This is a genomic window from Cutibacterium sp., assembly GCF_030525615.1.
In the GTDB taxonomy this organism is placed as follows: Bacteria; Actinomycetota; Actinomycetes; order Propionibacteriales; family Propionibacteriaceae; genus Cutibacterium.
Map to the genome: position 1 here is coordinate 194,712 of NZ_JAUNEJ010000002.1, position 13,234 is coordinate 207,945.

The 13,234-nt window shown below is 60.5% G+C and carries 9 protein-coding genes and 1 pseudogene; 4 read left to right on the forward strand and 6 right to left on the reverse strand.

Annotated features, from left to right (window positions below; all coding sequences use genetic code 11):
* Positions 1–153 precede the first annotated feature (153 nt).
* Positions 154–837 (forward strand): EcsC family protein, encoded by a 684-nt coding sequence (locus Q4B98_RS04620; RefSeq protein WP_303195951.1) that lies wholly within the window; start codon positions 154–156, stop codon positions 835–837.
* Between the two features lie 75 nt (positions 838–912).
* Here the strand turns inward: Q4B98_RS04620 and Q4B98_RS04625 are convergent, their stop codons facing one another.
* The 6 genes and pseudogenes from Q4B98_RS04625 to Q4B98_RS04650 all read right to left on the reverse strand — a co-directional run bounded on the left by Q4B98_RS04625 (position 913) and on the right by Q4B98_RS04650 (position 7,866).
* Entirely contained in the window at positions 913–1,617 is a 705-nt protein-coding gene (locus Q4B98_RS04625) for a hypothetical protein (RefSeq protein ID WP_303195952.1), read from the reverse strand.
* Positions 1,614–2,973: pseudogene (locus tag Q4B98_RS04630) on the reverse strand (ABC transporter permease). Before Q4B98_RS04630 ends, Q4B98_RS04625 begins: the two are co-directional and overlap by 4 nt.
* Positions 2,973–3,707, reverse strand: coding sequence for an ABC transporter ATP-binding protein (locus Q4B98_RS04635; RefSeq protein WP_303195953.1), 735 nt, complete (start codon positions 3,705–3,707; stop codon positions 2,973–2,975). Before Q4B98_RS04635 ends, Q4B98_RS04630 begins: the two are co-directional and overlap by 1 nt.
* Before the next feature lie 736 nt (positions 3,708–4,443).
* Positions 4,444–5,769, reverse strand: a complete 1,326-nt coding sequence (locus Q4B98_RS04640; protein WP_303196116.1) for a dihydrolipoamide acetyltransferase family protein — start codon at positions 5,767–5,769, stop codon at positions 4,444–4,446.
* A 46-nt stretch (positions 5,770–5,815) separates the two neighbouring features.
* Complete coding sequence (locus tag Q4B98_RS04645; protein WP_303195954.1) at positions 5,816–6,811, reverse strand: alpha-ketoacid dehydrogenase subunit beta; 996 nt, start codon at positions 6,809–6,811, stop codon at positions 5,816–5,818.
* A complete protein-coding gene (locus tag Q4B98_RS04650; RefSeq protein WP_303196117.1) occupies positions 6,811–7,866 on the reverse strand; it encodes a thiamine pyrophosphate-dependent dehydrogenase E1 component subunit alpha in 1,056 nt (351 codons plus the stop codon). The genes Q4B98_RS04645 and Q4B98_RS04650 overlap by 1 nt, the downstream gene beginning before the upstream one ends.
* Positions 7,867–8,162: 296 nt before the next feature.
* On the opposite strand from Q4B98_RS04650, the gene hemG reads away from it, so the two are divergent.
* The 3 genes from hemG to Q4B98_RS10555 all read left to right on the forward strand — a co-directional run bounded on the left by hemG (position 8,163) and on the right by Q4B98_RS10555 (position 13,165).
* Positions 8,163–9,500, forward strand: a complete 1,338-nt coding sequence (hemG, locus tag Q4B98_RS04655) for a protoporphyrinogen oxidase (RefSeq protein WP_303196118.1) — start codon at positions 8,163–8,165, stop codon at positions 9,498–9,500.
* Between the two features lie 20 nt (positions 9,501–9,520).
* Positions 9,521–10,825 (forward strand): TIGR04053 family radical SAM/SPASM domain-containing protein, encoded by a 1,305-nt coding sequence (locus Q4B98_RS04660; RefSeq protein WP_303196119.1) that lies wholly within the window; start codon positions 9,521–9,523, stop codon positions 10,823–10,825.
* 222 nt (positions 10,826–11,047) lie between these two features.
* Positions 11,048–13,165, forward strand: a complete 2,118-nt coding sequence (locus tag Q4B98_RS10555; protein WP_368492308.1) for a bifunctional UDP-sugar hydrolase/5'-nucleotidase — start codon at positions 11,048–11,050, stop codon at positions 13,163–13,165.
* The last annotated feature ends 69 nt before the right edge of the window (positions 13,166–13,234 follow it).

Below are 13,234 nucleotides of genomic sequence, written 5' to 3' on the forward strand. Positions count from 1 at the left end.
ACGCAGGAGGGCACACCACGTTCGGAGGAATCGCGGCCTCGTGCAGGCGCGATCACCACGGGCATTGCCCGTCACCACCTCAACGCGAACACCACAGGACTCGCCCTGTCCCCACGGCTACCCTTGAAGTGAGTTGATCGAGAGGAGACCCTCGTGGGAATCGGAAGCAACATCGGCAAGGCCCTGCTGGACCAAGCCCCCGATATGGCACCCGGGGCGGCCGTCTCGATGCTGCGCAGCATCTTGGGATTCGCCATCGATGGCGTCAGTGGGCTACCGGGAGCGCGTCAGGCGGCCGGGAAGTCCCTCACCAAGCATGACGGTGACGTTGAGCAGGCCATCAACTCTCTAGTCACTCAGCACATCGCTATGGCCGGCGCGCAGGGATTTGTGTCCAACCTCGGCGGGGTCGCAACCCTGGCGGTGACGATCCCGGCCAATATCTCTGGCGTGGCGATCGTGCAGGCTCGCATGGTGGCTGCCATCGCTCACCTGCGTGGCTACGACCTCGACGATCAGCGCGTTCGGACCGCCATCCTCGCCACCCTTATGGGACAGCACGAGGTCGACGGCCTCATCCACGAGGAGAAGCTTCCAACGACCCCGATGGGCATTGCCACCGCCCCGGTCAGTGACGCCGATCTGGAGAAGACCGTGGCCCGTCACCTCATCAACGTTCTCATGGGACAGGTCGCCGGGAAGAAACTGCCGGTGTTCGTATCGAAACGTATTCCTGTGCTCGGCGGTGGGGTTGGGGCCACCACCGACGGATTCACGACCTGGAACGTTGCTCGTTACGCCCGCAAGCAGTTTCCAACCCGCCGCCCGCGCAGCTGAGGCCCGCACATTCAGCCAGAACGATTCCTAGACAGGAAGTAACATCCGGTCGCAGTAACAGGATTTGGCGGTACTTCAGCGACGCAGGGATTTCACCCCGCCCAACCCCAATGCATATCCAATAACTCCGAGGATGGCACAGGCACCCGCGCACACCATGGCCATGGTAGAAACCGTCAGCTCGCTGCCCTCAACAGCAGCCGTTTCCCCGGGATAGCCACCAGGGAGGAATCGCAGGAAGGTATTCCCTTGAGCGATGATGACGAGCACATACACCAAGGGGCTGCACAATGGCCCGCCTTGCCGCGACACCATTCCCGTGACAAACAGTCCAATGCCAGTACACAGCACGCAAATCACCGAGAACCCTATAAAGGGCATCCACGGCAGCTGAAAGCGTGCAGGAATGGCGGGCTCCAGAAAAGAGTCACCATCAGGTATCAAACTCACAGGCAGTGACCGCAATATCCACCCAATGAGCAGTGGAAGGCCAGCGGCACATCCACATAACCACAGCGCCATCAACGCATATCCGGTTCTGAGCGCGCGAACGGAGGTCCTCTCAACCCAGTCCATACCCGATGAGACACACCACATCGCGACGGCACACCCCACCAAAACTGTCAGCTCAAGACCAATCACAGGGCGATCCCATACGTTCCCCGGCGCCACTGATAACTTTGTGAACCACAGGAAAAAGGCCACAATAAAGGTCACAAGCGGAACAACAACAAGAGCAAGGGCATAACGCCCCTTCAGGAAAGCCTCTAAACCTTTCATCGACGAAGGTCCTTATCAGTTAAAGAACACGTCATAATCATCTGACGATGTTCGATATACCATTGGCCAAACGTGGCTGCATCCATACTGTCAAGGTCGTTTTTCTCCGAACTCATCATGTCTTCATATGGAAATCCAGCCAGCCGAAGAATGGTGCGTTCCACGGAATTAACGCCGTCTGAGGCATCTATCTGCTGAGGTGTCATTTCCCCATTGGTATGCATAAATTCACACGCGTCTACACCTGACATCGACTGGGCCAACCCCTGGCTGGTCTGATTCGATAATTCTTGCCTAGAGTCAAGTGAGGTTGGTAGACCGAGATTAATCACACGTTGTCCCTGAGGTGCGTGGTACCCGGACTCAGCAAGCAGGATGTCACGAGAAGACACCGTTTGCGGCATGACCGACATGACGCGCTGAGCGATTTCGGCGTAAGAAGGTGCGAGACTGCGGTGGGGTGATGTCACGCATACCCGTACCTTGCTGTACGACGAACATTCAAAAGCTAATGACCCCTCACGAAACAATGGCACCGGCATCACGACACCCATCGCAGCGATGATGAGCGGTGGGGCGACCAGGGCCGCACATGGCGCCACCCGACGCCACGTAAAACCGCCAGAGCGGACCATGGACCAACGACTGGCCGCCAGAATGCACGAGAGCGCGACAATGACAAAGAAAACACCACGCATGATCGCGGCCGCAGCTGTGGTTGTGAAGGTGCCGCTCGGATCTACCATCCCTAAGGACCAGGCAAACGCCACCGAACTGTACCCCGTGTTGGAAATGACACTCTGATTAATCACGCTCGGTATCCAGACCACGACGATGCACACAACAGGTGCCAACATCCACACGATGGGATGGGAGACCACTGCGGCTACCACGTGAGCAACAGCCACCAAAGCCACGAAAGACAGCAGGGCATCGATCAAGTCTGCAATTTCGACACCCGCTGGTGGTGCATTGAGCCATACCTTGACGACCAGGGGCGCCACAACGACAACGGTCCCGATGAGCAGGGCAGTAACCTGACGCCAAAACCACTGCCAGCGGATGCTGAGAATAGAGCGCGCCGGAGCAGCACCCACAACCATGTCCGAGGGTGCCGTGCGAGCCGCCAGCCCGGCCCCCATGAAACCGGACAAGATAGCCCAGCCCGCTGGATTCCCGGAGCCTGACGGCGACGTCTTGCACCTGCCACACGCCCCACGCCCATGCGTCCCGCAACGCGATCAGGCTGCACGTGGCACCGCCGACAGCTATAAGAACTAGGTACCATGACGCAAAGGGAAATGCCACGCGCCGAAAACCACGCAGCGGACGGACACTCCCGGGCGCGGCGGACATCATGCCGCCTCTCCAAGAAGAGTAAGGTATCCCGACTCGGCATCGTTGGCGTCGCGGACTCGATGCTCTCGGCCAACAGATTCCAGATCGGTGTAGGAACCCTGAAAGATCAGCTTCCCTTCGGATAAAACAACAAGTTGCGACACGAAACCTTGCAGATCCTCAAGCAAGTGAGTCGACACAATAACCGTCCGGTCCTCAGCAAGTTCACCGAGGAGGGACCGAACCCCAATCCTCGATGCCGGGTCGAGACCTACCGTTGGTTCGTCAAGAAGGAGTAAAGCCGGATCCCCGACAGTCGCACACGCGATTCCAAGCCGCTGACGCATTCCGCCTGAAAGGGCCCGAACACGCTCATCGGCTCGGTCGAGAAGCCCAACACGATCGAGGGCTGCACAGGCTCTCGCACAGCATTTTTCTGGTTCAATTCCTCGCGCCCAGGCCGCATATTCCACAACTCTCAGAATGCGAAACTGTGAAGGGAGAGAAAACCTTTGAGGCAAAAACGCGATAATCTCACGAATGGCGTCACGGTCATCCTTGGCATCGATACCATTTACCAGAAAGCATCCAGATTCCGGTTGCCGAAGTGTCGCGAGGATACTGAGAAGTGTCGTCTTTCCCGCCCCATTCGGACCAAGCAATCCCCATATCCCAGGGCCAAACTCACAGGAAATATCGACCAAGCTACGCCGATGACGGTAACGGTGTGATATATGCTTAAGCTCGATCATTTACTTAACTCTAACGTAACTAGATTTCATCTGAGCCCCAGTTGAACTATCAGTCCTTATATAAACTTTCCAATTATGCTTAGCATGAGCGGTAACTGGTTCCCTCCAAGTTTTCATCTCAACCACCTTCCGTGCATCAGTGGAGCCGTTGCGACCCACCACCCAAGACATACTAAGTACCTTACCCCATCAACAGCCCTTGAGGCTAGATGCAGTTGGGCACGACGTTGCTCGTTACGCCCGCAGCAGTTCCCGACCCGTCGCCCGCGCAGCTGAGGCCATCATTGTTTGGCGAAGTTGCGCCAAATTCTACTGTCGTGCCGCAGTAAGTTCATGAGGCATTTCTTTAATCAGACCAAAAGCGATCTGATTAAGAATAAATGTCGCGATAGCTTTTACCCGGAGAGTTTTGCAACGATCGTCAAGCAGCTAAACTGATCTCCATTCGAACCCACGATGTTTGGACACCCACGATGTTTGGACACCTACCAGCGTCATTGTCGAGCGAAAGGGGCGATAGATGAGGTTGAACTCTGGACTCGTGCAGGCCACATCCCAATTAAGCTCGGCAAGATGATAGACGTGCGCCGGATTGATTCATTGATAGCGAATTGCGTTCTTAACCACTAAGCCATCGCCAATTCTGGAACACCTTCGGGACCTTGCCGGAGGAAAGGCGTTTGCGTCGCCACTCGATTGCCACTCGATTCAGGCGCTTCTAATACAACATCACACCTCAATACAACATCGCCGACGCCGGGTCCGAGAGGATCTCGGCAACGTCATGGAGGAAGGTCGAGCCCTCCTCGCCGTCAATGAGGCGATGGTCGAACCCGAGACTCATGGTCGTCACCCACCTGGGAACGACCCTCTCGTCGGCACCGGTTCCGATGACCCACGGACGACGGGCGATGGTGCCGAGGACGAGAATCGCCGACTCGGTGCGGTTGACGACCGGTGTCCCGGCGTCAAGCCCGAAGACCCCAACGTTACTGATCGAGAAGGTACCGCCGGTGTAATCAGCAGGTTGGAGCTTGTCCTCCTTGGCGATAGCGACGATACGAGTGATCTCGGACGCCAGCTCGAGCATGGTCATGTCCTGGGCATTGCGCACCACCGGCACCATCAGGCCACGCGGAGTGGCTGCGGCAATGCCGAGGTTAATCTGGTCGCGGAAGACGATCTGGTCGGCGGCGTCGTCCCAGCGGGCGTTGACGACTGGGGTGCGTCCCATCGCCAGGCATACCGCCTTGCACCAGATGGTAAGTGGGGAGACCCGCAGTCCCTTGAACCCTCGGTCGGCGCGCAACCGAGCCACGAGGTCCATCGTCGGCGTAACATCACACGTCAAGAAAGCCGTCACGAGCGCCTTGGTGTCCAGAGAGTCTTTCATCGCCGCAGCGGTCACCTTGCGCACCCCGTGAACCGGGACTCTGCGGGTATGGCCGTCGGGTTCGGTCGGAGCGCCACCGAGGAGACGACGCGACATTATTGACAAGCCCGCCAGCTCGGCGTCACCCCCGGAGACCCCAGTAACCAGAGGCTCTGCGGCACCCGAACGTCCGGCCTCAGCTGCTGCCTTGACGTCACTCCTTGTCACCGCTCCCTGCGGTCCAGTGCCGCGCACCTGAGACACGTCAATGCCAAGGTCAGCAGCAAGGCGTCGGGCTGGCGGTTTGACGAGAATGTGCTCGCTGCGGTCCATGCGCGGTGGGTCTTGACGGGTGGGCTTGGACCCCGAACCCGGTCCCACAGTTCGCCGGCGACGACGGCGTTGACGTCGAGACTCTGCAGCCACATGCCCAACGAGGAATTCTGGCTCGTCGTCTGACTGGTCGTCGGAGCCGTCGTCAATGGTCACCAACGGCTTCCCGACAGCCACTGTCTCACCGGGCGCTGCGCACAGTTTCGCCACCGTTCCAGCAAAGGGGCTGGGCAATTCGACGATCGACTTGGCCGTTTCGACTTCGCACAGCACGTCGTTGATCTTGACGGTCTCGCCAGGACAAACCCGCCAGGAGACGACCTCTCCCTCAGTGAGTCCTTCGCCCGGGTCGGGCATGCAGTAGTTCTTCACGTGAATACCTCGTGATTGATTTCGAAACTGGTCAGTAGGCCAGGGACCGGTCAACGGCGTCGAGTACCCGGTCGACGTCGGGAATGTGATCGCCTTCAGCCTGAGCCGGCGGATATGGCGTCGACCATCCGGCTACCCGCAGCACCGGAGCCTCCATGACGTAATAAAGCTGCTCGCCCAAGCGAGCTGCGATTTCTGCACCGATACCTTGGGTCCGGGGTGCCTCCTGAACCACGACCGCCCTCTTAGTACGCCGCACCGACTCACAGACGGTCTCCATGTCGAGTGGGGAGAGGCTACGCAGATCGACCACCTCCAGCCGACGTCCCTCTTGCCAGGCTTCTTCTGCAGCCTCCAGACAGGTATCGACGAGGGGGCCAAAACACAGCACGGAGGCATCGGTGCCAGAGCGGACGATACGGGCGGCGTGAAGGCCAAGTTCGGGACTCTCAGAGACCTCGCCACGGGTGTAGTAGCGACGTTTCGGCTCGAAAAAGATCACCGGGTCGGGACTGGCGATGGACTGACGCAACATCCAATAGGCGTCGTCAGGGTTGGAGCACGTGACCACTTTGAGGCCCGGGGTGGTAGCGTAGAAACCCTCTGGGGACTCTGAGTGGTGTTCCGGGGAGCCAACGCCACCGCCGAACGGAATACGGATTGTCACCGGCAGGGACCACCGTCCTCCCACGCGGGCGCGATATCTCGCCAACTGGGAGACGATCTGGTCGAAGGCTGGAGCGTTGAAGCCGTCGAACTGCAGCTCGACGCACGGCCGATATCCGCGCATGGCCATGCCGATGGCGGTTCCGACGATGCCGGACTCTGCCAGCGGAGAATCAATGACCCGACGACCACCGAACTGTGCCTTGAGACCGTCAGTAATACGAAAAACACCGCCGAGGGTTCCGACATCTTCTCCCATGATGACGACGTGGTCGTCGGCAGCAAGAGCGTCAGCTAGCCCAGCGTTGAGGGCTTTGGCCAACGTCGTCTGACCTTGTGGGCGTGCGCTGTTCTGGCTCATCAACGATCCTCCTCCCAGGAGGCGATCTCCCTGGCGTCAGCCAGCACATCAGGAGTCGGCTCGGCGTAGACGTCCGACATCAGATCGGCCATCGCGGGCGTGGGGTTTTCGTGAACAGCAGCGCGCACCTGCGCACCGAAGGTCTCCTCCCGCTCGGCCAAACCGTCAAGCCATTGCTGATCGATGGCCCCGCGATCATGCAGATAGGTTCTTAGCCTGACGATGGGGTCGGTCTTTGCCCACGTCGCTTCTTCCTCACCGGTGCGGTAGCGGGTGGGGTCGTCGGTGGTGGTGTGAGCGCCCATCCGATACGTCCAGGCTTCGACAAACACCGGCCCGTTGCCACGTCGGGCATGGTTGAGGGCCGCCCGCAACACAGCCGTCATGGCGACGACATCATTCCCGTCCACCTGCACCGCAGGAATCCCAAAACCGATACCTCGGCGGAATAGGGACGACGGGGACTGCACAGTCGTCGGCTCTGAGATGGCCCATTGATTATTGACGCACACAAACACCACGGGAGCGTTCATCGAAGCCGCAAAGACGTAGGCCTCGTTGGTGTCACCCTCGCTCATCGCACCGTCGCCGTGGAAGTCCAGCACAGCCGCCGGAGTGCCACCGGCCTCCACATCGCGCTGGATACCCATGGCATAACCGACGGCGTGCAGGGTGCCCGAGCCGATCATCACCGGGTAGGCGCTGAAGTGCGTGGCGACGGTATCCCATGCGCAATGCGCTTTGCCGCTCCACGAATCCAAGATGTCAGCGAGGCTGACCCCCATGGCATGAGCCAAGCCCTGCTCCCGGTAGGTGGGGAAAACCTGGTCCTGGTCGCCCAATGCCAGCCACGCGCCGGCCTGGGTGGCCTCCTGACCCATGTGCGGGGGCCACAAACTGAGCTCACCGTGACGCTGCAGGGCGGTGGCTTCGACGTCAAGACGTCGAGTCATGACCATCATCTCGAGAGCCTTGAGGAGGTCCTCGTCACTCAGATCAACCGGAAAAACTGGGTGGGGGTTGAAGTGTCCGTGGGCGTCAAGGATACGCACCATTGCGGGGTCAGGACGATTGACAGGATGGTGCTTTGCCGGCGGGACGAACGGGTCCGCATGACCCTCGTCGGCGCTTATGGTCTCGGTCACAGCTTCCTCCTGGTCGAATATTCCGTGCTTCATTGTGGACGTCAGCCAATCCACTTCCAAGCGAAACCTACCGTTCCGTAGGTAACCACCAAAGACGAGGTTACTGTTCAGTAGGTTGTCCACAGCTCGACCCCCTGTCTTTGGCTCTCCCAGGTTTTGCGTACTCTCAACTGGTGAGCAAAACAGTGGCGATCATCGGTGCCGGAATGACCGGCCTGACAGCCGCACACCACCTGCGCAACCACGGCTGCCGAGTCGTCGTCGTGGAAGCTGGCCAACGTGTCGGTGGACAAGTCAGTTCCCGTCACCTCGGCTGTGACGTGGTTGACCTGGGGGCTGAAGCTGTGCCACTGCGTGACCCCGGAGTCTCTGATTTGGTGGCCGAACTGGGCCTGGCGGACTCAATGCGTCACCCCACCCCCGGACGCACCCTGCTGTCGAGCCGACGCGGGGTCGTGGAAATGCCGGCAGGAGTAACGCCGATTGGCCCCACGAAGTTCTTGCCCACCATTACCTCGCGGATTCTGTCTCCGGCAGGGTTGTTGAGAGCCGGCCTTGAACCTTTCACAACTCGCCCGCACTGTGAGGACGTCAGCGTCGGCCAGTTCATCTCGGAACGATTCGGTGACGAAGTAGGCCGGGCCATCGTCGACCCCTTGCTGGGCGGTATCCATGCCGCTGACCTCACCACCTTTTCGCTGGCGGCAGCCGCTCCCGCGTTGGGACAGACCGTCAGAGATGGCAATTCCATCGTCGCCGGGACCCTCAAACGCAATGCCTCGCGTATTCGTCATCGCCGAGGGCACCGTGGGCCTCGCACCCCCGCCGCCGCGTCGTGGCAAAACGGTTTGGCGACCCTCCCGAAGGCACTGGCCGAGGGACTCACCGTATATCTGAACACTCGTGCCACGGGAATCCGACAAGTCGGCCACGAGTGGGTTGTCGATGTCACAGGTCCACGAGATATCGGGGCAATTGCCGCCGATGAGGTCATTATTGCCACGCCAGCCCGGGTCGCTGCGGCCTTGCTGTCGATCTCATGTCCCGACGCGTCCGATCTGCTGTCCCAGTGTGAGAGCGCCACGGTTGCCACACTCGTGGCACGAACGGACCAGTTGGATCACCCCATCGCCACGGCCCAGACGTGGTTTATTGGTTCAACATGGTCCCAGCTGGTACGCCAAGTGACGAACCTCGCCACGACGTGGCATATTGCCGAACCCACGCTGCGAATCACCATGGGTCGGCAGGGGGGAACCCCGATCGACGATCTGTCCGACGACGACCTCGTCGCCATCACCGTGGCAGAGCTGAGACGCCTCGGGCTGGCTTTTGACCCGCGCGACTACGTTGTTGAACGTCATCGCGGCGCTATGCCCCAGCCAGCCCCCGGACACCGGGAGCGCATGGCTCGCCTCGCCGCAACCCTTGACGGCACCGGTCTCCACGTCGGCGGGGCCGGGATTGATGGTGCTGGAGTTGGCACCGCGATCGCCGCCGGTCGACGTCTTGCCCGTCAGATCACCTCGAAGGAGGAGAAGTGACCACCACCGATCATCCGACCATGCAGCCCGGACATCCGGGGGCGTCCACGGGCCATCCCACCGGTCACTCGGGAGGCCATCCAGGAGGTCACCCGGGAAGCCATCCAGGAGGTCACCCGGGAGGCCATCCAGGCCACGGCCCACTGGTCCGCGAGATTAAGCACGACCTCAATGACAAGCCCTTCATCGTCATCTGGGAGGTCACCCGCGCCTGCGCCCTGGTGTGCCAGCACTGCCGCGCCGAGGCCCAGCACCACGCGGCCCCCGGCCAGCTGACAAACGCCCAGGGCCACCAGCTCATCGACCAGCTGACCAGCTACCAGCGCCCCTACCCCATGCTCATTCTCACCGGGGGCGACTGTTTTGAGCGTCCCGACCTTGTTGACCTCATTGAGTACGGCGTCAGCAAGGGTCTCCACGTGTCCATTTCGCCCTCGGTGACGCCGCTGTTCACCTACGAGCGAGTCAAGGCTGTTCAGGATGCCGGCGTGTCCATGATGTCGATGTCGTTGGATGGTGGCTCGGCCGCGACTCATGACGCCTTCCGTGGTTTCCCAGGCACCTTCGACCGCACCGTTGAGGCCTGCCATATGCTCCGCGAGATGGGGATGAGGTTTCAGCTCAATACGGTGTTCACAGCTAAGAACATCCACGAGGCGCCGCAAATGCTCAAGAACGCCATCGACCTCGGGGCAGTGATGTTCTACACGTTCATGCTAGTGCCGACTGGACGCGGCGCTCAGCTCGACATGCTTTCTCCCTTGGAACGCGAGGACGTCTTGTATTGGCTGCACGACAACTCCACGCGCATTGCAGTCAAGACGACTGAGGCTCCGCAGTACCGACGAATCGCCTTCCAGCGCGAAGCCGTCCGTCAGGGTAAGGAGCGTCCGGTTCGCCACGGCAAGCTCTATGAGTGGCTGACTCGTGAAACCAACGACCTGCTCGGCGAGGTCATCGAGGACCCGCGTCCGCCGCGCACCCCGCTGGCCATCAACTCCGGGTCCGGGTTCGCGTTCATCGACCACACCGGCGACGTCTATCCGTCGGGATTCCTACCAATCCACTGCGGGTCGATCAAGGAGAAGCCATTCCCCGAGATCTACCGGACCTCCCCGGTGTTTCAGGGGTTGCGAAACCCGAATGGGTTCTCCGGAAAATGCGGGGCTTGCAACTTCAACCATTTCTGTGGCGGGTCCCGCTCGACCGCCTACGCCATGACCGGAGACTACCTGGCCTCCGATCCGTCGTGCGCTTACGTGCCGCCGGGTTACCACGGTGAGCTGCCTGAAGGAGTCCCTGCTGGCGGGCTGCCAAGGGGCTGAGCTTCATGGCGTTGTGACACCGTTTCGCTGTAACGACGCTGTGTCTCTGTGGCTCTGTAGTCTCACAAGGTTGTTGGTTGCGGGGCGTCGTTGGTCGCCGAGGTGTCGGCTAGCTGAATTCTTCATGACGAAGTTCCCCCAACTTCTTGCGGGCTGAGTCCAAAATAGGCGACGCTACCGGTGTATGCCTTTGGGCACGCACCACTAATACAAGGAGAACCCATGAATCACCGACGCAGGGCTAGAATTGCCGGCCTGTCGGTGCTGTGCATCGCCGGAATGGGTGGCAGCTTCATCGCCACGCCGGCCACCGCCGCACCGAGCGCAAGTGACGCCCCGTCCGCATCAGCCGGATCGTGCAACGGCGACACGAACCTCGACATCTTCAACATCAACGACTTTCACGGTCGTATCGAGACGGGCGCCAACCTCTTCACCCCAGTCGTCGAGGCACGCAATGCCAACGGTGCCGACAATGTCCTGCTACTCAGCGGCGGCGACAACGTCGGTGGCTCAACCTTCGAGTCGAGTTCCCTCAATGACGAGCCGACCATCACTATGCTCAACGCCGCTGGGGTCGAGGCCAATGCCGTCGGCAATCACGAGTTCGACAAGGGTTGGAAGGATCTCGCCGAGCGCGTCGTGCCGCACTTCGAGAGTCCCTACCTGGGAGCCAACGTCTACGAAAAAGGCACCACGAAGGTGGCCGCTCCCCTCAAGGCGTCGACCGTCATCGTCAAGGATGGTGTGCGTATCGGAGTCATTGGCGCAGTGACCCAGGACCTACCCTCTCTGGTCTCCCCCGCTGGTATCTCCAACCTGACCATCGGTGACCCGGTTGAGGCCGTCAACGCCGAGGCTCAGCGGCTCAAGAACGAGGGACTGGCCGATATTGTCGTCGCCGAGTACCACGAAGGAGCAGCTGACGGTTCCGCTGATCCGGCTAGCCAAGGCGGTAACTTCGCACCGATCTACGCTGATACCTCCTCCGATGTGGACCTGGTCTTCAACGGCCACACCCACCAGGTGTACTCGTGGAAGGACAAGGCTGGTGCCCCGTTGCTGCAGGCTGGTTCCTACGGTGAGCACCTGGCTCAGGTGAAAGTGGCCTGGGACTCCAAGCAGAAGAAGCTTTGCTCGACGGACGCATCGATCATCGATCCGGCCGAGAACCCGGCTGAGGACCCGACCATCGACAAGATCTCCTCGATCTACCAGGACGCGAAGGCCAAGTCAGATGAGGTCGGTGCCGATGTCATCGGTCACGCGTCAGCTCCCATCACCACCCCGTCGAACGAGACGGACAAGGAGTTCTCCTCCAACGTCCGTGACCGTGAATCCACCATGAGCAACATGGTCGCCGATATGTTCAAAGACACCCTCGGCAAGGATGACCCGAACTTCATCGGTCTGCAGAACCCTGGTGGCACTCGTGCCTCGCTGCTCGAAAAGGACATCACCTACAAGCAGGCCGCCCAGGTACTCCCCTTCGCGAACACCCTGACGACCACCAAGATCACCGGCGCCCAGTTCAAGAAGGTGCTGGAGCAGCAATGGCAGCGTGACAGTGACGGCAACGTCCCGTCCCGTCCATACCTGCAGCTCGGCGTCTCCAAGAACGTCACCTACACCTACGACGAGTCCCGCAAGGAAGGCGACCGCATTACCTCGGTGTGGATCAACGGGAAGCCGATCGACCCCAACGGCACCTACACCGTCGGGTCTGGCTCCTTCCTCATCGCCGGCGGTGACAACTTCACCGAGCTTGCCAAGGGGTCCAAGCCAGTCGACAGCGGCAAGATCGACTTATCCGCTTGGGTCGATTGGATCAAGGCCCGCAAGACCCTCAAGCCTGATTTCGCCAAGCGCGCCGTCTCCTTGACGTCCTCTCTTAAGGAGGGGATGTCGAAACAGGCCGTGTTCACCGTTGGCAAGCCAGCTGACAAGGCTGTCGCTCCCGATACCGTCGACTTCACGTCGAAGGACGCCATTGTCAACAAGACGATGAAGGCCCAGATCGTGCAGGGCGACAAGACCGTCGACGTCGCTACCGCCCCGGTCAAGGACGGCTCGTCGTCTGTGACGGTCCAGGTGCCGACCGACAAGGGTCTGGTCAGCGGTGCAGCCACCATCGTCTTCACCTTCCCGGATTCCGGCACCACAGCGCGCTTTGCCGCCACACTGTCGGTGCCCTCCGGCGATCAGCCTGGCGGTTCGGTAACCCCGGCCCCCGGTCAAGTCCCTGGTCAAGCTGGTGCCTCAGGTCACCCGAGCACCGGGAACCCGAGCACCCCCGGGTCCGGCAATGTCAAGCCTGGGCTACCGAGGACCGGCGTCTGACCTGATACCCCGACACTTCTGCAGTTGCGCCAGTTTTGGTCACCTGCGCCGGTATTGCCTGGCGCAGGT

Excerpts from the sequence above, each read along its gene's own strand:
- Q4B98_RS04625 (WP_303195952.1), bottom strand. The coding sequence starts at position 1,617 with ATGAAAGGTTTAGAGGCTTTCCTGAAGGGGCGTTATGCCCTTGCTCTT.
- Q4B98_RS04635 (WP_303195953.1), bottom strand. The coding sequence starts at position 3,707 with ATGATCGAGCTTAAGCATATATCACACCGTTACCGTCATCGGCGTAGC.
- Q4B98_RS04640 (WP_303196116.1), bottom strand. The coding sequence starts at position 5,769 with ATGCCCGACCCGGGCGAAGGACTCACTGAGGGAGAGGTCGTCTCCTGG.
- Q4B98_RS04645 (WP_303195954.1), bottom strand. The coding sequence starts at position 6,811 with ATGAGCCAGAACAGCGCACGCCCACAAGGTCAGACGACGTTGGCCAAA.
- Q4B98_RS04650 (WP_303196117.1), bottom strand. The coding sequence starts at position 7,866 with ATGGTGCGTATCCTTGACGCCCACGGACACTTCAACCCCCACCCAGTT.
- hemG (WP_303196118.1), top strand. The coding sequence starts at position 8,163 with ATGACCGGCCTGACAGCCGCACACCACCTGCGCAACCACGGCTGCCGA.
- Q4B98_RS04660 (WP_303196119.1), top strand. The coding sequence starts at position 9,521 with ATGCAGCCCGGACATCCGGGGGCGTCCACGGGCCATCCCACCGGTCAC.
- Q4B98_RS10555 (WP_368492308.1), top strand. The coding sequence starts at position 11,048 with ATGAATCACCGACGCAGGGCTAGAATTGCCGGCCTGTCGGTGCTGTGC.